At 55.1% G+C, this 25,788-nt stretch carries 23 protein-coding genes; 3 read left to right on the top strand and 20 right to left on the bottom strand.

The genetic code is table 11. The features are described 5' to 3' along the window. Positions 1–2: 2 nt before the first annotated feature. Together xylB and dalD are read right to left on the bottom strand one after the other, a co-directional pair. Positions 3–1,463, bottom strand: coding sequence for a xylulokinase (gene xylB / locus AB182_RS06835; RefSeq protein ID WP_047369435.1), 1,461 nt, complete (start codon positions 1,461–1,463; stop codon positions 3–5). A gap of 9 nt (positions 1,464–1,472) precedes the next feature. Continuing rightward, positions 1,473–2,870, bottom strand: a complete 1,398-nt coding sequence (dalD, locus tag AB182_RS06830; RefSeq protein WP_047369434.1) for a D-arabinitol 4-dehydrogenase — start codon at positions 2,868–2,870, stop codon at positions 1,473–1,475. Positions 2,871–3,069: 199 nt separating this feature from the next. Here dalD and AB182_RS06825 point away from each other — a divergent pair, with 199 nt between their 5' ends. Continuing rightward, positions 3,070–4,017: a sugar-binding transcriptional regulator gene (locus tag AB182_RS06825; protein WP_047369433.1), complete on the top strand. Its 948-nt coding sequence runs from the start codon at positions 3,070–3,072 to the stop codon at positions 4,015–4,017. A 32-nt stretch (positions 4,018–4,049) separates the two neighbouring features. Here AB182_RS06825 and hisP read toward each other — a convergent pair whose 3' ends face one another. The 15 genes from hisP to pdxB all read right to left on the bottom strand — a co-directional run bounded on the left by hisP (position 4,050) and on the right by pdxB (position 18,162). After that, positions 4,050–4,823: a histidine ABC transporter ATP-binding protein HisP gene (hisP, locus tag AB182_RS06820; RefSeq protein ID WP_047369432.1), complete on the bottom strand. Its 774-nt coding sequence runs from the start codon at positions 4,821–4,823 to the stop codon at positions 4,050–4,052. 7 nt (positions 4,824–4,830) lie between these two features. Then, positions 4,831–5,547, bottom strand: coding sequence for an ABC transporter permease (locus AB182_RS06815; protein WP_047369431.1), 717 nt, complete (start codon positions 5,545–5,547; stop codon positions 4,831–4,833). After that, positions 5,544–6,230 (bottom strand): histidine ABC transporter permease HisQ, encoded by a 687-nt coding sequence (locus AB182_RS06810; protein WP_039079856.1) that lies wholly within the window; start codon positions 6,228–6,230, stop codon positions 5,544–5,546. Before AB182_RS06810 ends, AB182_RS06815 begins: the two co-directional genes overlap by 4 nt. 82 nt (positions 6,231–6,312) lie before the next feature. Then, positions 6,313–7,095, bottom strand: coding sequence for a histidine ABC transporter substrate-binding protein HisJ (gene hisJ, locus AB182_RS06805; RefSeq protein WP_047369430.1), 783 nt, complete (start codon positions 7,093–7,095; stop codon positions 6,313–6,315). 252 nt (positions 7,096–7,347) lie between these two features. Next, positions 7,348–8,130: a lysine/arginine/ornithine ABC transporter substrate-binding protein ArgT gene (argT, locus tag AB182_RS06800; protein ID WP_039079854.1), complete on the bottom strand. Its 783-nt coding sequence runs from the start codon at positions 8,128–8,130 to the stop codon at positions 7,348–7,350. Between the two features lie 273 nt (positions 8,131–8,403). Beyond that, positions 8,404–8,985: a UbiX family flavin prenyltransferase gene (locus AB182_RS06795; protein WP_047369429.1), complete on the bottom strand. Its 582-nt coding sequence runs from the start codon at positions 8,983–8,985 to the stop codon at positions 8,404–8,406. 101 nt (positions 8,986–9,086) lie between these two features. Next, on the bottom strand, positions 9,087–10,604 hold the full coding sequence (purF, locus tag AB182_RS06790; protein ID WP_047369428.1) for an amidophosphoribosyltransferase: 1,518 nt from the start codon (positions 10,602–10,604) through the stop codon (positions 9,087–9,089). Positions 10,605–10,639: 35 nt separating this feature from the next. Continuing rightward, on the bottom strand, positions 10,640–11,128 hold the full coding sequence (cvpA, locus tag AB182_RS06785) for a colicin V production protein (protein ID WP_039079851.1): 489 nt from the start codon (positions 11,126–11,128) through the stop codon (positions 10,640–10,642). Positions 11,129–11,415: 287 nt separating this feature from the next. After that, on the bottom strand, positions 11,416–12,102 hold the full coding sequence (gene dedD / locus AB182_RS06780; RefSeq protein WP_047369427.1) for a cell division protein DedD: 687 nt from the start codon (positions 12,100–12,102) through the stop codon (positions 11,416–11,418). Continuing rightward, positions 12,092–13,360 carry a bifunctional tetrahydrofolate synthase/dihydrofolate synthase gene (gene folC, locus AB182_RS06775; protein WP_047369426.1) on the bottom strand — a complete coding sequence of 423 codons (1,269 nt, stop codon included), beginning with the start codon at positions 13,358–13,360 and terminating at the stop codon, positions 12,092–12,094. The genes dedD and folC overlap by 11 nt, the downstream gene beginning before the upstream one ends. 72 nt (positions 13,361–13,432) lie before the next feature. Then, on the bottom strand, positions 13,433–14,347 hold the full coding sequence (gene accD, locus AB182_RS06770) for an acetyl-CoA carboxylase, carboxyltransferase subunit beta (RefSeq protein WP_047369425.1): 915 nt from the start codon (positions 14,345–14,347) through the stop codon (positions 13,433–13,435). Positions 14,348–14,450: 103 nt separating this feature from the next. Beyond that, positions 14,451–15,110 (bottom strand): DedA family protein, encoded by a 660-nt coding sequence (locus AB182_RS06765; RefSeq protein WP_039079847.1) that lies wholly within the window; start codon positions 15,108–15,110, stop codon positions 14,451–14,453. Between the two features lie 26 nt (positions 15,111–15,136). Beyond that, positions 15,137–15,949, bottom strand: a complete 813-nt coding sequence (truA, locus tag AB182_RS06760; RefSeq protein ID WP_047369424.1) for a tRNA pseudouridine(38-40) synthase TruA — start codon at positions 15,947–15,949, stop codon at positions 15,137–15,139. Next, the gene (locus AB182_RS06755; protein WP_047369423.1) at positions 15,949–16,962 is read right to left on the bottom strand and encodes an aspartate-semialdehyde dehydrogenase; all 1,014 of its coding nucleotides are present in this window, start codon (positions 16,960–16,962) and stop codon (positions 15,949–15,951) included. The genes truA and AB182_RS06755 overlap by 1 nt, the downstream gene beginning before the upstream one ends. A 63-nt stretch (positions 16,963–17,025) precedes the next feature. Further along, complete coding sequence (gene pdxB / locus AB182_RS06750) at positions 17,026–18,162, bottom strand: 4-phosphoerythronate dehydrogenase PdxB (RefSeq protein WP_047369422.1); 1,137 nt, start codon at positions 18,160–18,162, stop codon at positions 17,026–17,028. Between the two features lie 113 nt (positions 18,163–18,275). On the opposite strand from pdxB, the gene flk reads away from it, so the two are divergent. Beyond that, complete coding sequence (gene flk / locus AB182_RS06745) at positions 18,276–19,283, top strand: flagella biosynthesis regulator Flk (RefSeq protein ID WP_047369421.1); 1,008 nt, start codon at positions 18,276–18,278, stop codon at positions 19,281–19,283. 30 nt (positions 19,284–19,313) lie between these two features. Here flk and AB182_RS06740 read toward each other — a convergent pair whose 3' ends face one another. The 3 genes from AB182_RS06740 to fabB form a co-directional block, all read right to left on the bottom strand. After that, a complete protein-coding gene (locus AB182_RS06740; RefSeq protein ID WP_047369420.1) occupies positions 19,314–20,744 on the bottom strand; it encodes a 6-phospho-beta-glucosidase in 1,431 nt (476 codons plus the stop codon). 257 nt (positions 20,745–21,001) lie between these two features. After that, positions 21,002–22,177, bottom strand: a complete 1,176-nt coding sequence (locus AB182_RS06735; protein WP_047369419.1) for an MFS transporter — start codon at positions 22,175–22,177, stop codon at positions 21,002–21,004. A 206-nt stretch (positions 22,178–22,383) separates the two neighbouring features. Beyond that, a complete protein-coding gene (fabB, locus tag AB182_RS06730) occupies positions 22,384–23,598 on the bottom strand; it encodes a beta-ketoacyl-ACP synthase I (RefSeq protein ID WP_047369418.1) in 1,215 nt (404 codons plus the stop codon). Between the two features lie 159 nt (positions 23,599–23,757). Here fabB and mnmC point away from each other — a divergent pair, with 159 nt between their 5' ends. Next, positions 23,758–25,758: a bifunctional tRNA (5-methylaminomethyl-2-thiouridine)(34)-methyltransferase MnmD/FAD-dependent 5-carboxymethylaminomethyl-2-thiouridine(34) oxidoreductase MnmC gene (gene mnmC / locus AB182_RS06725; RefSeq protein WP_177328611.1), complete on the top strand. Its 2,001-nt coding sequence runs from the start codon at positions 23,758–23,760 to the stop codon at positions 25,756–25,758. Positions 25,759–25,788: the final 30 nt, after the last annotated feature.

The following is a 25,788-nucleotide window of genomic DNA, read 5'->3' as shown; positions in this document are numbered from 1 at the left end:
ATTTAAGGCAGTAGCGTGCGGGCGGCCTGCTGCTGCTGATAGAGCAGACGGAACAGCGCCAGCCGCTTAACCAGCCATTCGCCGCGTTCAGGCTGTGGCGTAAACCGGGCGACCACCGGGGGCTTGAGGCAGACCTTCGCCTCGTCGCCGCCATCCGCCAGCCAGGCCAGACGCGCAGCCCCCAGCGCCCCGGAAGAACTTGCCGGGTGCGTAACCATCGGAATGTTCAGCACATCGGCAATCAGTTGCGCCCACAGCGGGCTCCTCGCGCCACCGCCCGTCAGGCTGCACCGAGAAATCAAGGCGTTACCCAACACGTTTAGCCCATCGGCCAGCCCAAAGGTCACCCCTTCAATCACCGCATACCCCAACAGCGCACGGCTGGTTTCATGGCGCAGATTGAAGAAGCTTCCCGCTGCCAGCGGATCGTTATGCGGCGTGCGCTCCCCCGACAGATAAGGCAGGAACACGGGCGCGCGTTTCAGTTCCTCATCCGTCAGTTGGGCAATTTCGTCCATCAACTGGCTTTCGGTGACCGAAAGCAGATTACAGATCCAGCGCAAACAACTGGCGGCGCTCAGCATCACACTCATCTGGTGCCAGCGCCCGGGGAGCGCATGGCAGAAGGCATGTACGCCAGAGTCCGGGTCCGCCTGCAGCGCATCGTTGACCACGAAAATCACCCCGGACGTCCCGAGAGAGATAAACGCGTCGCCCGGCGCCACCGCTCCGACGCCCACGGCAGACGTGGCGTTATCCCCCCCGCCCCCGGCAACCACCACTGAGGAGCTTAAGCCCCACTCGGTTGCCAGCGCGGCACGCAGCGTTCCGCTGGATTCGCTGCCTTCCACCAGTGATGGCATCTGGCTGCGATTGAGGTCAGTCATGGCAAGCAGTTCATCTGACCAGTCGCGTTTTGCCACATCCAGCCACAGGGTGCCTGCCGCATCGGAGGGATCGCTGACAAACCCACCGGTTAAACGCCAGCGCAGGTAATCTTTTGGTAGCAGTACTTTTGCCACCTGGCTGAACACGTCCGGCTCATGACGGGCCACCCACACCAGCTTCGGTGCGGTAAATCCCGGCATGATCATGTTGCCGCTGATAGCCATCATTTCCGGGTGATGCTCACTCAGCCATGCGCACTCGTCGGCGCTGCGGGTGTCATTCCACAGAATGCAGGGACGCAACACGTTACCGTCATTATCAAGCAATACCGCACCGTGCATCTGACCCGACAGACCGATGGCGCGAATGGCCGCCCACTGTTGCGGATGCTGCTGACGCAGTTCGGTAACCACGCGACCACAGGCCTGCCACCAGGCTTGTGGGTCCTGCTCCGCCCAGTGCGGATGCGGACGTTGCACGGTCAGCGCCGCATGCGCCGAGGCGACAATCTCACCGTCGCCGTCAATCAACAGCGCTTTTAATTCTGAGGTACCAATATCAATGCCCAGATACATAGCGCCCCCTTACACTGCCGCCAGTTGCAATTCAGGTTGTTTTATCCACAGCTCAAGCTCCGCGACGGTACGACGCAGCAGGGTTAAGAAATCGGCGGATTTCGCCAGGCCGGCAAACAGCGCGTCGTCTGCCGCCCACACCGCCAGCGGATCGGGGGCATTGAAAACGGCATGTACGGCATCGGGTTGCATCACGCCATCCTGATAGGTATAGGGCAGTGAACCGTCAGCCCAGCGTTTCAGGAACAGGAAGAACAGCGCAGGCAGCACGGCGGTCGCTGACGGGGTTTCGCCGCGTTTGTAGCATTCGACAAGCGTCGGGGTAACCATCCCCGGAATTTTGGACAGACCATCGGCGGCGACGCGCTGGTTAGTGTCTTTGATATACGGGTTGCTAAAGCGCGCCAGCACCACATCGCGATACGTCGCCAGATCCAGCGGGCTTGGCGTCAGCGAGGGAATGACATCACGCGAGACATATTCCCAGGCCATCTGGCGAATAGCGCTCTGGCGGGTGCTCTCATCAATAAAGCTCAGACCAATGAGCGTCCCTGCCCACGCAATGCAGCTATGGGTAGCGTTAAGAATGCGGATTTTCGCCTCTTCCCAGGGCAATACGGATTCCACCAGTTCCACTCCCACCTGTTCGAGCGCCGGGCGGCCATTGATAAAATCATCTTCAATCACCCACTGAATAAAGGATTCCCCCATCACCGGCACCGCATCTTTAATGCCGGTTGCCGCCAGTACGCGCTCGGCCACATCCGGCGTCGGGCGCGGGGTAATGCGGTCGACCATGGTATTGGGTGACGTGGTATTTTTTTCCACCCACTGATACAGATTGCTTTCGCCCTTCGCCTGCAAGAAAGAGAGAAAACCGTGGCGGAAGCGCTCGCCGTTATGCCGCAAGTTATCGCAGTTCAGCAAGGTAACGGGGTCGCCATGCTGTGCAATACGCTGCTTCAGGATGCGGGTCAGCGCGCCGTAAAGGGTGCGAATTCCGCCGTTCAGGTCGGCCTGAATATCAGCCTGTTGCTGATCCAGCTCATGATCATGTGTCAGGTAGTAACCGCTTTCCGTAACCGTAAAGGCGATGACGCGCGTTTCAGCATCGGCCCCCTGCTTCACCAGCGCGCTAATTTCGCTATCCCAGGGCAATACTTTACGAATTGAGGTGATGGTTTCGTACTGCCGCTCACCCTCCGGCGACACGGTTTCCAGCACATATTCACCGTTTTGCGCGGCGAGATGGCCCAGCAGCACACTGGCGTCATCGCGAATATTTCCCAGCGCGATACTCCAGCGGTCATCCCCCTGCTCCATCAGTTTGTGCAGATACCACGCCTGATGAGCACGATGAAACGACCCGGCACCAATATGCATCCACACCGCTTTTTTCTCGGACATAATCATCACCTCAATTTGAGCATTTGACAGTTTTACGGGCTTATGCCCGTTTGTTGTATGTATGTTAGTAGTGAGAGGCGAAGGTTTTCTGCGATGAAACTCACGAAAACAACTTTTGCCCTTTAAACTGACATTTGCCCATTTTTGTGAATGCGACCATTGCGCGTACAATGGCGGCAGGAAATCAGGGGAATGTGTGATGAACAAAGAAGAGAAAAAACAGGAACTCGCCGCCCGTGCAGCATGGATGTATTACGTGGCGGGATTAACACAGCAGGATATTGCCTCGGCGCTGGGTCTGTCGCGCCAGGTAGCGCAACGGCTCATCTCCGCCGCCCGCGAAACCGGGATGGTCACCGTCAATATCAGCCATCCGGTGACCCGCTGTCTGAAACTTGCGCACGACCTGCAAGAAAAACATGCCCTCAACCTGTGCCGCGTGGTGCCCTCTGCCGGGCTGGAGGACGAGGCCATTCAGCAGATGCTGGCCGTGGAAGGGGCGCAAGTGATGGCGCAATTTATCTGCGAAGAGAAACCGCAGGTCTTTGGCGTCGGCTCCGGTAAAACGCTGCGCGCCGTGATCGACGCCCTGCCGTCGCTGGAGCGACCGCAGCATCAGTGCGTGTCCATGATCGGCGCCATCGCCCGGGATGACTCCGGTACCCGTTACGATGTACCGCTGAAAATGGCGGAAAAAATGCAGGGTAAGTATTTTTTCATTCCGGCTCCGCTCTATGCCGACAGCCCGGAAGATAAAAACAGCTGGTGCCAGCACCAGATTTATCAGCGTGTTGCCGCCAGAGCGCTTAATGCGGATGTCACCTTCCTTGGCATCGGCGAGGTCAAATTAGGTTGTCCGCTCAACACCGAGGGGTTTATTACCGACGCCCAGGTCAGGGATCTGGAGATGCAGCATGTCGCGGGTGAAATGCTTGGCCATTTCTTTAACCATCAGGGCGTACGCCTCGATTCTGAGCTGGATGCGATGCTGACCAGTGTGCCGCTCACCAGCCACACGCAACGAAAAGTGGTCGGGTTTGCCGGAGGGGAACGTAAGCATGCCGCCATTCGCGCAGCCCTGGTCGGTGGCTGGGTCAATGGGCTGGTGACCGACGAAGATACCGCGCTGAAACTGCTGGCGGAATAAGCGGCTACCGGCGAGCGCCGGTAGCCCGAAGATTACTTGAGCGAACCTTTGAGGAACTGCTGCAGACGTGGGCTTTTCGGGTTGCCGAACAGCTCATCCGGCGCGCCCTCTTCTTCAATTTTGCCCTGATGCAGGAAAATCACATGGGTAGAGACATGGCGGGCAAAGCCCATTTCATGTGTCACCACCACCATGGTTTTCCCCTCTTCCGCCAGTTGTTGCATGATACGCAGCACTTCACCCACCAGCTCCGGATCCAGCGCGGAAGTGGGTTCGTCAAACAGCAACACTTCCGGTTCCATAGCCAGCGCACGTGCAATAGAGACGCGCTGCTGCTGACCGCCAGAGAGATGCACCGGGTATTTCGCCTGCTGAATACCATCAATACCCACTTTCGCCAGGTATTTCACCGCACGCTCGCGGGCCTCTTGTTTGCTCAGACCCAGCACCTGAATTGGCGCTTCCATGACGTTTTCCAGCACCGTCATGTGGCTCCACAGGTTGAAATGCTGAAATACCATCGTCAGGCGGGTACGCAACAAACGCAGTTGCTGCTTATCGGCTACGCGTAACTGGCCGTCTTTATCGCGCACCAGATTGATGTTTTCGCCATTGACGATGATCGTCCCTTCGCTTGGCTTCTCAAGGAAGTTTATGCAGCGCAGAAAGGTACTTTTACCGGAGCCTGACGAGCCAATAATGCTGATCACATCCCCGGCATTAGCCTGCAGCGACACCCCTTTCAGCACCTCATGTTCGCCGTAGCGTTTATGCAAATCGATAACGTTTAATTTATTGTCAGACATGATGTTCTCAGTGCGTCGAAGAAGGTTTTATATGCTGCAGCCAACGTTTTTCCGCCTTGCGGAACAGGCTAATCAGCGCATAAGAGATGATCAAATACAGTACTGCCGCAATACCAAACGCGGTGAACGGCTGGTAAGTCGCGGAGTTAATATCACGGGCGATTTTGAGCAGATCCGGCACCGTCGCGGTAAAAGCCAGCGCGGTCGAGTGGAGCATCAAGATCACTTCGTTGCTGTAGGCCGGCAGCGCAATGCGCAGCGCCGAGGGCAGAATAATACAGCGGTACATTTTCACCGACGAGAAACCATAGGCGCGGGCGGCTTCAATTTCCCCGGCCGGTACCGAACGGATCGCGCCGGCGAAAATCTCCGTAGTGTAAGCACAGGTATTCAGGGTTAACGCCAGCACCGTACAATTAAGACCACTGCGGAAAAACGCATTCAGCAGCTCCGTTCCCTTCACAATTTCCAGCGTGTACATACCTGAGTAAAACACCAGCAACTGCACATACAGTGGCGTACCGCGAAAAATGTAGGTGAACAGCCAGATGGGAAATTGAATATATTTGTTGCTGGAAACGCGACCAATGGCCATAAACACCGCCATTATTCCGCCCATCACTACCGAGGAAATCAACAGCCACAGGGTAATAGCCACCCCGGTGAAGCGGTAACCATCGGTCCACAACAGCGATTTCCAGTACTCCTGAATAATCTCGATCACAGGTCAGCCCTCTTCACACCTACTGAGTAGCGACGTTCGAGAAGAAGCAGTACGCCATTAGAAACGGTGGTAAATACCAGATAAATCAAGCCGCACACGACGGCAAAGTAGAACGGCTCCCAGGTACTTTTCCCGGCGAGCTGCGTGGCTTTCACCACATCTTCCAGCCCCAATAACGACACTAACGCCGTCGCTTTGAGAATAACCTGCCAGTTGTTGCCAATCCCCGGCAAGGCAAAACGCATCATGGCCGGAAACAAAATACGGCGGAAGGTCTGTGAGTTGGTGAAACCAAACGCGGTGGCAGCCTCGATATGCCCTTTCGGCACCGCCATATAAGCGCCGCGGAAGGTTTCGGTGAAATAGGCACCATAAATAAACCCCAGGGTGATAATACCCGCCACCATAGGATCAATATCGAGTTGCTCCATACCCATCGCATCGGTCAGCGTGTTGAGGGCTATTTGCAATCCGTAAAAAATCAGCAGCATCAGCACCAGATCGGGCACGCCGCGAATCAATGTGGTGTAGCCTTCAAACACCAGCGCTAACGGACGGTTTTTAGAGAGCTTTGCGCCCGCACCGGCCAGGCCAATCAGTACCGCCAGCACCACGGAACTGATAGCCAGCTCCAGCGTGACAAGGGCACCATGAAAGATAACTTGAGAAAAACCATACAGCATGCAGCCTGTCCTGTCGTATTCGTGTCTGCCGCGTCTCTTCCCCTTCCGGGCGGAAGGGGTCGCACGTTAAACACGCGTGGAATTAACCACCATAAACATCAAAATCAAAATACTTTTTCGCCAGTTTTTCGTAAGTTCCGTCTGCACGCATTTCCGCGAACGCTTTATTCAGCGCTTCACGCAGTTCGTTATCGTCTTTACGAATACCCATGCCGGTGCCGACGCCAAACAGCTTCTCGTCTTTAATGGACGGACCGCCAAATTTGTAGTCTTTACCCATCGCCGTTTTCAGGAAACCTTCGCTGGCGGCCACTTCATCCTGAAACGCAGCGTCAATACGGCCTGCGGTCAGATCAGAATAGATATTGTCCTGCCCCTGGTAGGAGACGATTTCAATACCCTGCGGGGCCCAGTGAACATTACCGTATGTTTCCTGCGTGGTGCCCTGCAATACGCCAATGCGTTTGCCTTTCAGCTTCGCGAGATCCGGAACGATGTCGGAGTCTTTCGCCACGACCAGACGAGAATCCGCAGCATACAGTTTGTCGGTGAACGAAATTTCCTGTTGGCGTTTTTCAGTAATTGAGAGTGATGACATGATGGCGTCGATTTTTTTCGCTTTAAGCGAAGGAATCAGCGCGTCCAGTGGGTTTTCAATAAAGACACACTGGGTTTTGATACGCGTGCACAGCTCTTTCGCCAGATCGATATCAAAACCAACCAATTCACCCTGCGAATTTTTCGATTCGAAAGGAGCATAAGTTGGGTCAGTGCCGATGCGGAGTTTTTGCGGGATTGCTGCGAATGCGCCTGAAACGCTGGAGATAGCGAGCACCAGAGAAAGTGATAACACCAGTTTTTTCATAATTATCCTCAACAGACTGTCTTTCCTAAGGGATTTATTAGAAGAATACGGTGTCGCTATCGTGCCATCATATGGCACGGCAAGGCAAAGCATTCTGCCCGCCCGGCGGCTTTTTTGCATGGTTTTTGCTTAACTATGCATCATTGCGCCATTTCGGTGCATCAGCCGCACCACTTTGAAACATCACGCGTATTTATGCACCATCCTGGCAAGCCAAAATGGCGCATCATTTATCCCAAAAAACAGGCTGCTTTACTCGCCGTAGACGTTAAAGTCGAAATATTTCTTCGCGAGCTTATCGTAGGTGCCGTCTTTACGTATTTCAGCGAAGGCTTTGTCGAAGGCCGCTTTCAGCTCGGTATCGTCTTTACGCAGACCGATACCGGTACCGTCGCCAAAATATTTTTTATCTTTAACGGACGGACCGGCGAAGGCAAAATCTTTACCGGCAGGCTGTTTCAGGAAGCCTTCGCTGGCAGCCACTTCGTCCTGGAATGCAGCGTCCAGACGGCCTGCGGCGAGATCAGAGTAAATCAGATCCTGGTTCTGGTAGGCCACCACGTCGATACCTTTAGTGCGCCAGTTGTCGTTCGCATAACCTTCTTGCGTAGACCCCTGCAATACCCCTACGTGTTTGCCTTTCAGGGAGTCCAGCGTCGGCACGATCGGCGAGCCTTTTTTGGCAATCAGACGGGAATCAGCGGCGTAGAGTTTGTCGGAGAAGGCAATCTCCTGCTGACGTTTTTCGGTAATCGAGAGAGAGGAGATAATCGCGTCAATTTTCTTCGCTTTCAGGGACGGTATAAGCGCGTCAAAATCGCTGCCAACCCAGGTACATTTGACCTTGATGCGGGTACACATCTCATTACCGAGATCGATGTCAAAACCGACAAAATTCCCTTTCGCATCTTTGGAAGAGAAAGGTGCGTATGTCGCATCCGTACCGATGCGTACAGTCTGGGGAAGCGCTGCGTAAACACTGGATGCCGCGGACAGGCCCAGCAGTAAAGACAGAGCAATAACCGTCTTCTTCATACATTACCCTCAAGTATTCTGATTTTATTTTGTGCTGCGTTGTGTTGTGTGTTGCTGCGAGTTTACTTGCACGTCTTATGCCAGATTTTTAGCGCTGAAAAACAACAGCGTTAAATTTGTTAATAAAAAGTTGCAAATTACCCTTAATGGTGAAAGATAGCAGGTCTGCCGAACGAACCGGAGTGTTAACAGGGGAAAAAAGGAATTAAATGTTGAGGATATGATCACGATTGCAAAAACGCCCTAAAAAAGGGCATCGGGCAATAATGAGCACTATCTGGAGGCATTTCCTCCCTGCCAGCGGATGAATAAATCTTCCGGCAGAGTAATATCAAACTGATCCAGGACGCGATTCACGGTCTGGTTAATGATGTCATCCAGCGATTTCGGCGCATGATAAAACGCAGGTACCGGCGGCATGATAACGGCGCCCAGTTCCGCCGCTTGCGTCATTAAACGCAGATGGCCTAAATGCAGCGGCGTTTCACGCACGCACAGCACCAGCGGGCGACGCTCTTTTAACACCACATCCGCCGCACGCGTCAGCAGGCCGTCGGTATAGCTGTGGACAATGCCAGAGAGCGTTTTTATCGAGCAGGGCAACACCACCATGCCCGCAGTCTTAAAAGAGCCGGAAGAGATGTTGGCGGCGATATCGCGGGCATCGTGCACGACATCCGCCAGAGCCTGAACATCACGCAGGGAAAAATCGGTTTCGAGGGAGAGGGTCTGACGCGCAGCCGGGCTCATCACCAGATGGGTTTCAATGTCTGCCACGTCGCGTAATATCTGCAACAAGCGCACGCCGTAAATCGCACCGCTGGCCCCTGAGATCCCCACAATGAGTCGTTTCATATCCGTCGCCTTTATCTACACTGAGGCAGACTTTGCCGCATTATGCCAGCAGTTGCAACTGATGAGCGCCCCCTCCGGACGGAGAGGGCGAAACGGGTCGATTACCCTTCGTTGTGCATCTCTAAGTTTTCCACTTCGTTCTGACGCTGTACCGCTTTGGCATCATCATTACGCAGGGAATCGAGATAATCGAGGTACTGCTGGTTAACGTCTTTGGTGACGTACACCCCGTTAAATACCGAGCATTCGAACTGCTGGATATCCGGATTTTCCGCGCGTACGGCGTCGATCAGATCACTCAGATCCTGGAAAATCAGGCCATCAGCGCCGATGATCTGGCGAATCTCATCCACTTCACGACCATGCGCAATCAGTTCGTTTGCGGTCGGCATATCGATGCCGTACACGTTCGGGAAACGAATTTCCGGCGCCGCAGAGGCGAGGTACACTTTCTTCGCTCCGGCTTCACGCGCCATCTCAATAATCTGCTCAGAGGTGGTACCACGCACAATGGAATCATCCACCAGCAGGACGTTTTTGTCGCGGAATTCAGCGCGGTTCGCGTTCAGCTTACGGCGGACAGATTTACGACGCAGTTGCTGACCCGGCATGATAAAGGTGCGGCCAACGTAGCGGTTTTTCACAAAACCCTGACGGTACGGCTTACCCAGAATACGGGCGATTTCCAGCGCGATATCGCAGGAGGTTTCCGGGATGGGAATGACCACGTCGATATCCAGATCTTCCCATTCACGCGCAATCTTCTCGCCAAGCTTCGTGCCCATATTGACACGCGCGCTGTAGACGGAGATTTTGTCGATGAAGGAGTCCGGACGCGCAAAATAGACGTATTCGAACAGGCACGGGTTGCTGACCGGATTATCCGCGCACTGGCGGGTAAACAGCTGGCCTTTTTCGGTGATGTAGACAGCTTCGCCCGGCGCGATATCACGCAGGAATTCAAAGCCCAGCGTATCGAGAGCCACGCTTTCGGACGCTACCATGAACTCGGTGCGGCCATCGCCAATATCGCGTTTGCCCAGCACCAGCGGACGAATACCGTTCGGGTCGCGGAAAGCAACCATACCGTGGCCGATGATCATCGCAACACAGGCATACGCACCACGAATCTGGCGGTTGGTCGCGGCGACAGCGGCGAAAATGTTATCTGCTTCCAGCGGGTAATGGCGGAAGTTATCCAGCTCGCTGGCGAAAATGTTCAGCAGGATTTCTGAATCAGACGTGGTGTTGATGTGGCGGCGTTTTTCTTCAAACAGCTTTTTACGCAGCTCGTGGGCATTGGTCAGGTTGCCGTTATGGGCAAGCGTGATGCCGTAAGGGGAGTTAACGTAAAAAGGCTGAGCCTCGGAGGCGCTGGAGCTGCCAGCGGTTGGGTAACGCACATGGCCAATACCCATGTTGCCCTGAAGACGCTGCATATGGCGGGCTTCGAAAACATCGTTGACCAGACCATTTGCTTTGCGCAGACGGAAACAATTATTTGCATCGATCGTAATGATGCCAGCGGCATCCTGACCACGGTGCTGAAGCACCGATAACGCGTCATAAATCGACTGGTTGACCGGCATAACACCGGCGATACCGACAATACCGCACATACGTCTTTTCCTCGTTAAGCCACATCTCAGAGCGATTACGCTCTGGGCAAGAAACTTGACGAACTTTGCAGATAGTCAAAGAACCATCTGATGATGAAACTGAATTGCGGGATAAGCTGCGACTTCTGCCAGTCTTCGCTTTTTGACAGGCCCGTAAAGGTATCGAGAAAGAACAGAATGGCGGCGACGATTAGCACCCCGCGTAGCGCGCCAAAACAGATCCCCAACACCCTGTCTGTACCCGACAGGCCGGTTTTCTCCACAAGTTGACCTATCACGTAATTGACGATAGCGCCAACAATCAGCGTCGCGATGAACAGGATGGCGATGGAAATCCCATTGCGCACCAGTTCGTCTTCAAAGCCCGTAAACCAGACTGACAGGTAAGTGTAGTAATGACTGGCAACAAAGAAAGCACAACCCCATGTCACCAGTGATAACGCTTCACGAACAAAGCCGCGGATGAGGCTAACCAGACAGGAAAAACCAATCACCGCGATGATGGCGTAATCAATCCAGACCATATGTGTCCCACGATTTACGCCCTGTCGTCCAGTTCGGGGCGCATTCTAACAGAAAAAGAAAACGTTTGCGTAGGGATTTCCTTCCCGCGCGTAAATAAAAATGGCGCTGAAAAAATATTCAACGCCATCGAATCTTTAGCCTCTTCGGGCGTGTTTTATTGGTGTCAAAAACCCAATCTCCCTTCCCTCCAGGCCTCTCCCTGAAAGAGCGAGAAGATCGCTCCAGTGCCGCTTGTCACCCCCTCCCGTTGGGGAGAGGGACAACGTCAGGGGTTACAAAACGCACATTAGTTCGCGCTATAACCCATTACCACGCCGCTCAAACCTGACAGCTGTTTAAGCTCCTCAAGCGAACCCTTGAGTTTATCTTTCGATGCGTCCGGACCCACCAGGATGCGGGTGATTTTACCCTGTACTGGCGTGGTTGGCGCGGTATAAACGCGATAACCTGCGCCGCGCAGTTTACCGACAATCTCATTAACTTTATCGGCGTTCTTAAGCGCACCCAGTTGTACTACCCAGGCTTTCCCTACTGGCGCCGATTTATCCGCAGTGGGCGCCTGATCCGCAGGCGGGGTTGCCGCTACCTGCTCTGCGGGTTTCTGTGGCTGTGGCTTCGGCTTCTCAACCGGTTTTGGCTGTTCAGCCGGCTTCGGCGCGACGGGTTGCGTCGTGACATCCGGCGTCGTCGCCCCACTAACAGCACGACGAGAGGCATCCAGCGACGGCGCTGCCGCATCGCCAGCCTGCACCTCTTCCGCCGCCCCTTCCGGCGGCTGAGCCGGGAGCGCCTGCGTGACCGCAGGCATCATATCGGGTTCATCGCGATCCCCGGGTTTGGGTACCAGAGGAATGGCGGCGAACTCATCCTGATAATGCTTTTTTTGCCCGTCCAGCAGCCCGGGAAGAATAATTACCCCGAGCGCAACCAGCACAATGGTTCCCATCAAACGGTTCTGAAACTTACTTGCCACCGGTTCTCCCCGCTTCCATCGCTTCCATGACATGTGCCACCGTATGGAATGAACCACACACCAGCACGGTATCTTCTGCTGTGGCCTCCGCCATCGCTGCCTGCCAGGCCTGCGCAACGTGTTGATACGCTTTCCCTTGCGGTAAGTGCGCCATCAATTGCTCTGCCGTCGCACCGCGTGGCCCCTCCAGAGGGGCACAATACCAGCTATCGACCACAGGCTCCAGACAGGCGAGCGTTCCGGCGATGTCTTTATCGTGCAGCATGCCGATGACCGCCAGCACGCGGCCGCGCCCGGGCTCTGCCGACAGCCGCCCGGCAAGGTAAGCCGCCGCATGAGGATTATGCGCCACATCCAGAATAAGACGCGGGTTATGACGCACAATCTGGAAGCGACCAGGCAAAATCGCAGAGGCGATACCGTCACGGATAGCCTGCTCGCTCACCGTCAGCCCGCTTGCCCGCAGTGCCGCAAGCGCGGTCGCCGCATTGGGCTGCGGCACCTGCGGCAGCGGTAAACCTGTCAGCTCGCCCTGGCCGTCGCGAAAACGCCACTGCCCCTGCTCTACTTCATACTGCCAGTCCACGCCACGGCGCATCAGCAGAGCGCCTTTTTCCGCGGCAACTTCGCCAATGGTGTACGGCATATCGCTTTCGCCAACCACCGCCGGTTTACCGCCACGGAAGACGCCCGCTTTTTCGCGACCGATACTTTCTCTGTCTGGCCCCAGCCAGTCGGTATGATCGAGCGCAATGCTGGTCACGACGGCGACATCCGCATCAACCATATTGGTGGCGTCAAGACGCCCGCCCAGTCCCACTTCGAGGATAACGACGTCCAGCTTCGCCTGTTTAAACAACCACAGCGCCGACAGCGTACCGTACTCAAAATAGGTTAATGAGGTTTCACCGCGCACGGCTTCAATTTCGGCAAAAGAACGCGTGTGGTCGAGCTCAGCCAGCTCCTCACCCTGTACGCGAACGCGCTCGGTATAGCGGATAAGATGCGGCGAACTGTAGACACCCACACGATAACCGGCCGCCAGAAGAATGGATTCAAGGGTACGGCACGTCGTGCCTTTGCCATTGGTTCCCGCAACGGTAAAGACAAACGGTGCCGGTCGCAGAACATCAAGACGCGCGGCAACCTGGCTTACGCGCTCAAGTCCCAGGTCAATGGTTTTGCTGTGCAGGTTTTCCAGATAAGAAAGCCACGCGGCCAGGGGCGACGTGGCTTGCAAAATGCGTTTATTTTCCATGATGCCCGTAGGATGTTTGACGATGTAAAAAGCAAAAGGGCAGCGCCGTGATGGCCCTGCCCTTCGGTATTATCAGGCCTCGGCTTCCTGATCGGGCACCGGGGGCACCACCACGCTTTCACGCGGCGCATCCGGGTTCGGTGCTGGCTGATTGGTCAGCTTCGCCAGAATGCTCGCCAGTTTCAGGCGCATTTCCGGACGACGAACGATCATATCGATCGCCCCTTTTTCAATCAGGAATTCACTGCGCTGGAATCCCGGCGGCAGTTTTTCACGCACGGTCTGTTCAATCACGCGCGGACCGGCAAAACCAATAAGCGCTTTCGGCTCGGCAATATTCAGATCGCCCAGCATCGCGAAGCTCGCGGAAACGCCACCCATGGTTGGGTCAGTCAATACGGAGATGTAGGGCAGGCCGCGCTCTTGCATCTTCGCCAGCGCTGCGGAGGTTTTCGCCATCTGCATCAGCGACATCAGCGCTTCCTGCATACGTGCGCCACCCGAGGCGGAGAAACAGATCAGCGGGCAGTTATCTTCCAGCGCCTGCTCAACGGCACGAACAAAACGCGCGCCCACGACAGAGCCCATGGAGCCGCCCATAAAGGCGAATTCGAACGCTGCCGCGACAACTGGCATGCCATGCAGCGTACCTTTCATTACCACCAGCGCGTCTTTTTCGCCGGTCTCTTTCTGTGCCGTCGCCAGACGGTCTTTATATTTTTTGGAGTCACGGAACTTGAGCACGTCTTTCGGCTCAAGTTCGCTACCCAGTTCCACCATTGAACCTTCGTCCAGCAATGTATGCAGACGGTTACGCGCAGTCATGCGCATATGGTGGTCACACTTCGGGCAGACCTCAAGGTTACGCTCCAGCTCGGCACGATACAGTACCTGGCCGCAGCTATCGCATTTCGTCCACACACCCTCAGGGATGCTCGCCTTGCGGGTGGGGGTAATATTGCTTTTGATTCGTTCAATCCAGCTCATTGATAACCTTTATACATGAACCTGGTAGCCCATAAATGGGGCACATTAAAACATAACAGTTCGCAACTTGGGATAAAAAAGTGGTCGAACCGCCATAGACATCTTATTTTGCCTGTCGCGCTGCCGCTCGACGGTGGCGAATGATCTCAATCACACCAGGAAGTATAGACACCACGATAATCGCGACAATCAGTAACTTAAGATTTTCCTGCACCATCGGCAACGTGCCGAAAAAGTAGCCAGCATAAGTAAACAGCAGCACCCATAACAGCGCCCCGATCACGTTGAACGCCGCGAAATGGCGATAGGACATATGTCCCATCCCGGCAACGAAGGGAGCGAACGTGCGCACAATAGGGATAAAGCGGGCAAGAATAATGGTTTTTCCGCCGTGTTTCTCATAAAACTGATGGGTTTTATCGAGATAGCTGCGACGGAACACTTTCGAGTTCGGGTTGCTAAAGAGCTTATCGCCGAACAGGCGCCCTATCGTGTAATTCACCGCATCGCCGAGAATGGCCGCAACAAGCATCAGCATCACCATCACGTGAACGTTGATGTCGTTCGTGGGCAGTGAGGCCAGCGCGCCCGCGACGAACAGCAGCGAATCCCCCGGTAAAAACGGCGTGACCACCAGACCGGTTTCGCAGAACAAAATCAGAAACAGAATCGCGTAAACCCAGATACCGTATTGCGCGACCAGTTCCGCCAGATGAACATCAATGTGCAGAATGAAATCAATAAGAAAGCGAATTACGTCCATATTGTCTATGCCTTGGTTGATTGCGACTAGTCCGCGAGAAACAGCGGACCCATTGGCGGGTGGGGTAAGTTGAAACGGTCCGGATAATCCACCGATACCAGATACAACCCTTCAGCTCTCGCCGTTGCTGCCGCCAGCGTTCTGTCCTTAGCCGCCAGTAGCTCTGCTATCCAGCTCTCCGGCTGGTTGTTGGCACCCACTTCCATCAGGCTACCGACAATATTTCTTACCATATGATGTACAAAGGCATTCGCTTTGATATCCACCACCACATACGCACCGTAACGCTGAACGTTAATGTGCATCATGTTGCGCCACGGCGTGCGCGACTGGCACTGTACCGCGCGAAACGAGGTAAAATCATTTTCACCCAGCAGGCACTGCGCCGCACGCTGCATACGCTGTGCATCAAGGGGCAGATGGTAATGCGTAACCCCCTGGTTCAGTACCGCCGGACGTAAACGATGATTGTAGATAACATAGCGATAACGACGCGCCGTCGCGCTAAATCGCGCGTGGAAATCGTCGGGCACATCTTTCACCCAACGTACCGCGATGTCTCCAGGTAAATTCGCATTTACGCCCAGTGTCCAGGCCGCGTCTTTACGTACCGCGCGGGTCTCAAAATGGACCACCTGCCCTGTGGCATGCACCCCTGCGTCGGTACGCCCGGCACAAAAAACCGTCACCGGCTCATTGGCGACCTGCGACAACGCTTTTTCCAGCTTTTCCTGCACGCTGCGTACTTCTTGCTGACGCTGCCAGCCGTAATACTTACTGCCGTCGTACTCAATGCCGAGGGCAATTTTCAGCAGCGGTTGTTCCACTACGTCTGACATTAGTACAGGTACTCCTGTACCAGTTTCTCAGCGATCTTCACGGCCATCAGCGCCCCACCAAAACGTACGTTATCTGCCACCGACCAGAACTGAATCTGTTCAGGCAGGCCATAATCGTTACGTACGCAGCTGACGGAAAGATGCGCGCTACCGGAAGCATCGCCAACCTGGGTTGGGAAATCATTCTCTTCGGACAACACAATATCTTCGCCGCGGGCAAACGCATCACGGGCCTCTTCTGCCGCCAGCGGGCGTAGCGCTTCGAAGCTGACCATCTGCGCGTGACCATAAAATACCGGCGCACGGACACAGTTTGCGGATATCATCAGCCCGTCGTCCTGCAGAATTTTACGTACCTGATCGACCAGACGACGCTCTTCCGGGACGGCACCTTCACGGTCCGGCAGAATCGGCAGCATGTTGAATGCCAGCTGACGGCCAAAGAAGTCGTCTTCATCAATAGGTATGCCGTTAAGCAATTTCGCGCTCTGTCCGGCAAGGGCATCCACCGCCTGTTTACCCTGCGCCGACGCGGAGAGCAGGCTGGTCACGCCAATACGTGACAGGCCGCCTTCGTCGATCAGCGGTTTCAGCGCGGTCAGCAACTGGCTGGTCAGGCTATCCGGCACGGCAATGACATTTCGGTTGCGGTAATCCGCCAGTACAAACGGGTTCACCTCCGGCACAACCAGCGGCACATCCGGCTCCAGCGCGAACAGACCGCTGGTATCAATCACCAGGCAACCAGCGTTGGTGGCTTCTTCAATATTCTCGGCAGATGCCTTGGCACCGGCGACAAAAAATGCCAGCTGCGCCTGCGTCCAGTCAAATTCAGCAACGTCCTGAACGCGTACGGTTTTTCCGCCAAAACGCAGCGTCTCACCGGCGCTTTCATGACGCGCCAGCGCATACAAATCGCCCACCGGGAACTCACGCTCCGCAAGCGTTTCGAGTAAGGCTTCTCCGACAGCGCCCGTCGCGCCCAGTACGGCAATATTCCAGCCTTCAGACATGGTGATTTACTCCAGAAAAAAGCGTACCCGCCGGATTATCCGGCAGGTAGCATTAAGATGACATTAACGAATTGGGTGATGGACAGCGTTGAAACCCAGCTTTTGCAGCAGTGTAGCCGCCTGGTTGTCATCACACTGCACATACAGCGATGACCATTCCCGACGCTCAAGATAATTTTTACGCAGCTTGTCGAACTCACCCGGGATGCCCGCCACTTTTCGCAGCAGCGCATCGTCGCGGCGCACATCATACACCAAATGAATGAGTCTTTTCAGGATCGACTGATCGAGCGGACCGTGAAGGGTAATGCGACCGAACTCCGGCGCAGGCAGCAGCGTATCCAGCGCAACCTGCTGGCGCTTGCCGATAAAATCGCTAAACGCTTCGAACACCTGCGTGGTGCCGCGCGCTTTTCCTTCCAGCGTATACCCGGCGATATGCGCGGTACCAATATCCACTTTTGCCAGCAGCGCCACGTCGAGATCCGGCTCGGGTTCCCAGACATCGAGAATAACGCTGAGCGACTGACCAGCCTCCAGACGGCGTAACAGGGCGGCGTTATCGACCACCGGGCCACGGCAGGCATTAATCAGAATAGCGCCAGGTTTCAGACGGCTAATTACCTCTTCGTCCGCCAGATGCCAGCTTTTATACGGCCCGTCTTTAAACAGCGGCGTGTGAAAGGTCAGCACATCGGCGTCGCGCACCAGCGCGTCGAGCGGCAGAAACTCGCCGTCATCTCCACGGTCGGCGCGCGGTGGATCGCACAGTAATGTTTTCACGCCCCACGCTTCAAGACGCGCCTGCAAACGACTCCCCACGTTACCTACCCCAACAATCCCGACGGTGCGATCGCGCAGATCGAAACCGTCACGCTCTGCCAACAGCATCAGGGACGAGAAAACATATTCCACAACCGCAATGGCATTACACCCCGGCGCGGCAGAGAAACCGATCCCTGCCTGTTGCAACCAATGCTCGTCAACGTGATCGGTACCCGCCGTTGCCGTACCCACGAATTTAATCGGCGTACCGCTGAGCAGCGCTTCATTCACCTTCGTCACAGAACGCACCATCAGCGCGTCCGCATCAGCCAGTTCCGCTGCCGGAATAGGACGACCAGGCACAGCTTTTACCTCACCCAGACGACGGAACAAATCGCCGGCATAGGGCATATTTTCATCAACAAGGATTTTCACGTTACAGTACCGGTTAGAGAACGGGAGTTAAGCTGTTAAGTGTGCCATAATCTCGCAGCCAGGCATACCTGCAATGCCGCTACACCACGTGCGAGACCCAGAGGATTTCCATGATGCAACCCATTCAGGGCACGCCCGCGCGCCCTCCGGGGCAAGAGCCTACGCCCCCAACTTTGGCCGCCGGAGAGCAGCCGTTATCGACAATCCAGCGCACCGTGCTGGAGCGGTTGATTATTCGCCTGGTCGCGCTCACGCAACAGCAGAGCGCCGAAGTCTGGGCCGGGGTAAAACATGATTTGGGGTTAAAGAACGATGCGCCGCTGCTGTCACGCCATTTCCCGGCAGCGGAGCAGAATCTCAACCAGCGTCTGGATACCGCCACGCAGAATCACACTACCCGCCAGGTTATCTCGCAGCTGACTGAATTACTCGGCCAGGGGAACAACCGTCAGGCGGTTAGCGACTTTATTCGCCAACAGTTTGGTCAGACGGCACTGAGCCAGCTTACGCCGGAGCAGCTTAAAACCGTGCTTACGCTACTGCAGAACAACCAAATTTCGGTACCTCAGCCCTTGCAACGTCCGGCGACAGACCGCCCGCTGTTGCCCGCTGAGCACAACTCGCTCAACCAGGCGGTGACAAAACTGGCCGCGGCGACAGGCGAATCCGGTAAATTGATTTGGCAGTCGATGATGGAATTATCCGGCGTGAAAACCGGTGAGCTCATTCCGGCAAAACATTTCACCCACTTAATGACCTGGCTGCAGGCGCGCCAGACATTGAGTAGCCAGACGTCACCCACACTGCAAAGCGTACAAACCGCGCTTAAGCAGCCGCTGGATGAGGTGGAGTGGCAAACTATCACCGATTATGCCCGGCAGAACTGGCAGGCCACCCCGCAAATGGTGCTGACAACGGCGCAAGTGCAGGACATTCTCAATCAGGTTTTTTTACATCGCGCAGAACGGACATCGGGCGTACTGGAAGCACGCAATATTCAGCCGATCTACAGCCCGCTCTTCGCCCCGATCATCGAAAGCGTCAAAAACCTCTCAACCCGGCCAGGTCTGTTTTTGGTCGCGTTGCTTATTGCCTTCGCCCTTATCTGGCTGGTTATCTGAAAGAATCCCCTCCGTCGGAGGGGATTTTCATTAAAGATTTTCACCGTTACTTTTAATGGTCTGCTGGTACCACCAGAAAGATTTCTTACGGCTGCGTTCAAGCGTACCGTTTCCTTCGTTATCTTTATCGACATAGATAAAGCCGTAACGTTTTTTCATTTCGCCAGTTCCTGCGGAAACCAGATCAATACAGCCCCACGGGGTGTAGCCCATCAAATCCACGCCATCTTCCACCACCGCCTTTTTCATTTCGCGCAGGTGGTTTTGCATATATTCAATGCGATACTGATCGTTTACCGAACCGTCACTCTCTTTCTGATCGATAGCGCCGAAGCCATTCTCGACGATAAACAGCGGCAGTTGATAAAGATCGTAGAAATAGTTCAGTGAATAACGCAGCCCCACCGGGTCGATTTGCCATCCCCAGTCCGATGCTTTCACATACGGGTTTTTCACCAGACTCTTCGTTTCGTCATAGTCCAGTTGTGGGTTATCCGCAGTGGCTTTGGTGGCGAACGACATGTAGTAGCTAAAACCGATATAGTCCACGCAACCCCGTTTCAGGATCTGCAGGTCTTCATCGGTAATATCGAGATTAAAGCCTTTACGGGCGAAATAATTAAGCAGATGACGCGGGTAATAACCGCGGACATGCACATCGGTAAACCAGTAGCGGCGGTGCATCGCCGAGACGGACATCATCATGTCGTCCGGGTTACAGGTAAGCGGGTAGACTGGGCACATGGCAATCATGCAGCCAATCTGGAAATCAGGGTTAATCGCATGCCCCGCTTCCACCGCCAGCGCACTGGCGACAAGCTCATAGTGCGCCGCCTGGTACATGACCGGCTCCCGATCCTCGCCTTCTTTGTATTTAAGACCGGAGTTGGTAAACGGGGCGAAATCTTCGTGGTAATTGGCCTGATTATTGATTTCGTTGAACGTCATCCAGTATTTCACTTTGCCTTTATAGCGAGTAAATACCGTTTTGGCGAAACGCACAAAAAAATCAATAAGCTTACGGTTACGCCAGCCACCATATTCAGTGACCAGGTAATAAGGCATTTCAAAATGCGAGAGCGTAATCACCGGTTCAATATTGTATTTCAGGCATTCATCGAAGAGATCGTCATAAAACTGCAGACCGGCTTCGTTCGGTTCTAATTCATCCCCTTTCGGGAAAATACGTGTCCAGGCGATGGATGTACGAAAACATTTAAACCCCATTTCCGCGAAGAGTTTGATGTCCTCTTTATAGCGATGATAAAAGTCGATAGCATCGTGGTTTGGGTAATTTTTTCCCGGTAATACGCCATCGGTAATTTCGCGCGGAATGCCGTGCGCCCCGGCGGTCATTACGTCAGCGACACTCACCCCTTTGCCGCCTTCCTGCCATCCGCCTTCAAGCTGATGCGCCGCCACCGCGCCGCCCCACAGAAAATCTGCTTTAAACCCAGGCATACGTCTCTCCTTTCTCTAAAAAGTAGTAAAAGAATAACTTACGTACGAAGATAGCCTGACTATAGCAGCATTATAACTGCCTGAGAATGTTGCAAAAAATTATATCAGTGGAATATGTTACACCAATAAAACAATATGTTTTTTCTGTGGCGTGGCGCGTATTTTTAGTTATTTTCTGGCGACAAAAATAGCATTCAGAATTATGAGAAAGTGCATTATTTATTTCCGGCCCTCATTATGAGAGCCGGAACAGGCGATTATTTTCGAAATGAAATCATCGTCACCACAATGCCGCTGGCCGCCGCAATTGCCGCGGCCAGGAATACCGACGGATAGCCCAGCGAGGTCGCCAACAGCCCGGTAAGTGGCCCGGTGATACCATACGCAATGTCCTGAAATGCCGAATACCCTCCCAGCGCAGTACCCCGAACCTGCGGAGCAACGCGTTTTACCACTTCAACGCCCAGCGCCGGAAAAATCAACGAACAACCACAGCCGGTCAATGCCGCACCGGCCATTGCCAGCCAGGCGTCCGGCGCCTGCCAGAGCAGCAACAGACCCACCGTTTCCACCATCAACGAAACAATAGCCACCCGCACGCCGCCAAAGCGATCCGGCATCCAGCCAAACAGCAGACGCATCAGAACAAAGGCGCCGCCAAATGCCGTCAGCGTAAAGCCAGCCATTTCCCAGCCATTGCTGGCAAAGTAGAGCGAAACGAAAGTACCGATAACCGCGAAACCTACCCCCTGGAGCGCGAGACCAAGGCCCGGCTGCCAGATTTGCCCGACCACGCTCCACAGCGAAGGACGTACACCCGGATGAGCAGGCGTTTTTTGTACGCCGCCATTAAATGCCCATGCCAGTAGCGGCAAGACCATGGTGATCGCCGCCAGGGTGGCAAAGCCAAACCGGCTATGAATGAGCAGACCGAGCGGCGCCCCAACAGCCAGCGCGCCGTAAATGGCCATACCGTTCCAGGACATCACTTTGCCTGAACGTTTAGGACCAACCAGCCCCATCCCCCAGGCGAGCGTTCCGGTGAGTAGCTGGCTTTCGCCAAAACCCAGCATTAGACGTCCGATAATCAACAAGCCAAATTTTGCCAGAGCGCTTATCGGTAGCCATGCCGCCAGCAACCAGGCGACGCCGGCGAGCGCACAGGCAAACATTCCCTGCAACGCCGAGCGCTTTGCGCCAAACTGATCGGCCAGTCGCCCGGCATAACCCCGTGTCAGGACGGTTGCCAGAAACTGGATACCGACAGCGATGCCCACCATGGTGTTGCCGTAACCGAGTTCGTTATGCACAAAGAGCGGGATGACGGGCAACGGTAACCCGATGGTCATATAGGTAAGGAAAACGGCAACCACCAGTCGTAGTAGCGAACCCGTGCCGGATGAGGAAGAAAGTGTTTGAGTCTCTACAGACATGCATTACTCCGTACCGCAGAGTAAGGCGAGGAAAAAAGCCACGCCCCCTCCACCTGATGTTCAGGATTAAGGTGCGTTGGATAACGTTAAACGCTTACGCATTATCAGGACGACAATGTTGCGCAGGAAGTTTGCCTGCCCGTGTCGCGGCTTGTCAATGCATAAAAAAAGGGAACCCATTGGCTCCCTTTTTAATATTCAGACGATTACTTGAGCTTACGCATCACCAGCGTGGCGTTAGTACCGCCGAAACCGAAGCTGTTGGACATAACAGTGTTCAGCGTCGCGTCAGTCGGTTTGGTGACGATATTCAGGCCAGCAGCCTGCTCATCCAACTCGTCGATATTGATGCTCGGCGCGATAAAGCCGTGTTCCAGCATCAGCAGAGAGTAGATAGCTTCCTGCACGCCAGCTGCCCCCAGAGAGTGACCGGTCATGGCTTTGGTCGCGGAGATAGCCGGGCTGTTGTCGCCGAACACTTCGCGAATCGCGCCCAGTTCTTTCACGTCGCCTACCGGAGTAGAGGTACCGTGAGAGTTCAGGTAGTCGATTGGGGTATCAACATCGTGCATTGCCATCTTCATGCAGCGCACTGCGCCTTCACCTGACGGCGCGACCATGTCAGCGCCATCCGACGTTGCGCCGTAACCCACAATTTCAGCATAGATGTGCGCGCCACGAGCCAGCGCATGTTCCAGCTCTTCAACCACAACCATACCGCCGCCGCCTGCGATGATGAAGCCATCACGATGCGCGTCATAGGTACGGGACGCTTTTTCCGGGGTTTCATTGTATTTGGTCGACAGCGCGCCCATTGCGTCGAACTCACAGGCCATTTCCCAGCCCAGCTCTTCGCCACCGCCAGCAAAGACGATATCCTGCTTGCCCAGCTGAATCTGCTCAACGGCGTTACCGATGCAGTGTGCGGAAGTGGCACAGGCAGAACTAATAGAGTAGTTCACACCGTGGATTTTAAACGGGGTGGCGAGGCATGCGGAAACCGCAGAACCCATTGCTTTGGTCACCACATACGGACCAACAGCTTTCAGGCCGCGCGGGCTGCGCATCGCATCCGCACCGAAGACCTGCGCTTTTGAAGAACCGCCGGAACCGGCAATCAGGCCGACGCGCGGATTGTTCTGGTAAACGTCTGCGCTCAGGCCAGCATCCGCAATCGCTTCTTGCATGGAGAGATAAGCATAGATAGAGGCATCGTTCATGAAACGAACCACTTTACGGTCAATCAAACCGGTCGTATCCAGTTTGACGTTACCCCATACGTGGCTGCGCATTCCGGAATCTTTGAATTCCTGAGAGAAAGTGATCCCTGAGCGTCCCTCACGCAGAGAGGCCAGGACTTCCTGCTGGTTATTACCGATGCTGGAAACGATGCCCAGGCCAGTAATCACTGCACGTTTCATTCAATACCCCTGTAAGTCGCACTAATTTAAGTTTTCGTGTCGCAAGATAGCGTACAGTTGTACGCCGAACAAGTCCGATCAGACAATTAATGGGTAAATTTGCGCCCTGAGACGCACATCGTTAAGATCGTGGCACAGCCTGTCCGCCGAGTAACTTACGTGAAACAAACCGCTATACAATCTGCCAACCTGGAATTCAACGCTGAGGGTACACCTGTTTCCCGAGATTTCGATGACGTCTATTTCTCAAATGATAACGGGCTGGAAGAGACCCGCTATGTTTTTCTTGGTGGTAACGGTATACCCGAGCGTTTCGTCGCCCATCCCCGCCCGCTGTTTGTCGTCGCGGAAAGCGGTTTTGGCACCGGGCTCAATTTCCTGACCCTCTGGCAGGCGTTTGATGCCTTTTCCCGCGCCAGTCCGCAGGCTACCCTGGAAAGATTACATTTCATCAGTTTCGAAAAATTCCCTTTAACGAAAGACGATCTTCGCCTGGCGCACCAGCACTGGCCCGAGCTGGCCCCCTGGGCGGAACAACTGCAGCAGCAGTGGCCGTTGCCTTTTGCCGGTTGCCATCGCCTGTTACTGGACGGCGGTCGCGTGACCCTGGATTTATGGTTCGGCGATATCAACGAATTGACTGAAACGTTAGATGATTCGCTCAATCAACAAGTTGATGCCTGGTTCCTCGACGGCTTTGCGCCGGCGAAAAACCCGGATATGTGGACGCCCGGGCTGTTTAACGCAATGGCAAGGCTGGCGCGTCCCGGCGCGACGCTGGCCACTTTCACCTCCGCTGGTTTTGTCCGCCGTGGGTTGCAGGACGCCGGGTTCACCATGCGCAAAAGCAAAGGGTTTGGCCGTAAGCGGGAAATGCTTACCGGGGTGATGGAGAGCGCCATCCTGCTCGCGCTGCGTATGCTATGGTTTGCCCGCACTGGCACGAAAAAGCGTGCGGTTGCAATTATCGGCGGCGGTATCGCCAGCGCGCTGCTATCGCTGGCCTTGTTACGTCGCGGCTGGCAGGTCACGCTCTACTGTGCCGATGACGAACCCGCACAGGGCGCTTCCGGCAATCGGCAGGGCGCGCTGTATCCACTGCTCAGCGCGCACGACCCGGCGCTGGCCCATTTTTTCCCCGCCGCGTTTACCTTCGCCCGCCGCCTGTATGACACTCTGCCCGTCGATTTCGATCATCACTGGTGCGGTGTCACTCAACTGGGATACGACGAAAAAAGTCAGCAAAAAATTAGCCAGATGCTGACGCTGGGCCTACCGGACGCCATCGCCCATGCGGTCAGCGCCGAAGCGGTCGCGCAAACGACGGGGGTAGAAACCGGCTGCGGCGGCATTCATTATCCGGCGGGTGGCTGGCTGTGTCCGGCGCAATTAACGGCGTCAGCGCTGGCATTAGCCCAGCGTCAGGGATTATGCGTGCACTACGGCCACCGGGTGACAAACCTCGCTCAACAGGATGGCAAATGGCGGCTGGATTTTGCCGATAGCAGCCAGCGCACTCATGACTGCGTCGTACTGGCTAACGGTCACCACATCAGCCACTTTACTCAGACCGAAAAACTGCCGGTTTACCCGGTTGGCGGACAGGTCAGCCATATTCCCACAACGGCGGCACTGAGCGACCTGCGTCAGGTACTCTGCTATGACGGTTATCTGACGCCGCAAAACCCGCGCAATCAGCATCACTGTATTGGCGCAAGCTACCACCGTGGGCAGGAGGAAGCCACCTACAGCGAGGAGGATCAACAGCAAAACCGCCAGCGTTTGCTGAACTGCTTCCCGCAGGCGCAGTGGGCGATGGAAGTCGATGTCAGCGGCGGTGAGGCTCGCTGCGGTGTGCGCTGCGCAACCCGGGATCATCTGCCGTTAGTCGGGAATGTGGCGGATTACGCGGCAACACTGGATGCCTATGCCACTCTTGCGCAAGAGAGAACGGATACGATAAGCGCACCGGTTTTTGACGGGTTGTTTATGCTTGGCGCGCTCGGCTCACGTGGATTATGCAGTGCGCCGCTGGCGGCGGAGATTCTGGCCTCGCAGATGAGTGAGGAGCCGTTGCCGCTGGATGGTGAAACACTGGCAGCGCTGAATCCTAATCGCTTATGGGTGAGAAAGTTGTTGAAGGGGAAACGGGTTAAGTGAGCCCGGGTGCGATGAGCCAACCTGGCACGT

Source organism: Phytobacter ursingii (assembly GCF_001022135.1).
Classification (GTDB): Bacteria; Pseudomonadota; Gammaproteobacteria; order Enterobacterales; family Enterobacteriaceae; genus Phytobacter; species Phytobacter ursingii.
The sequence above is the reverse complement of the archived record's forward strand: the minus strand, read 5'-3'. Positions and strand labels throughout refer to the sequence as shown.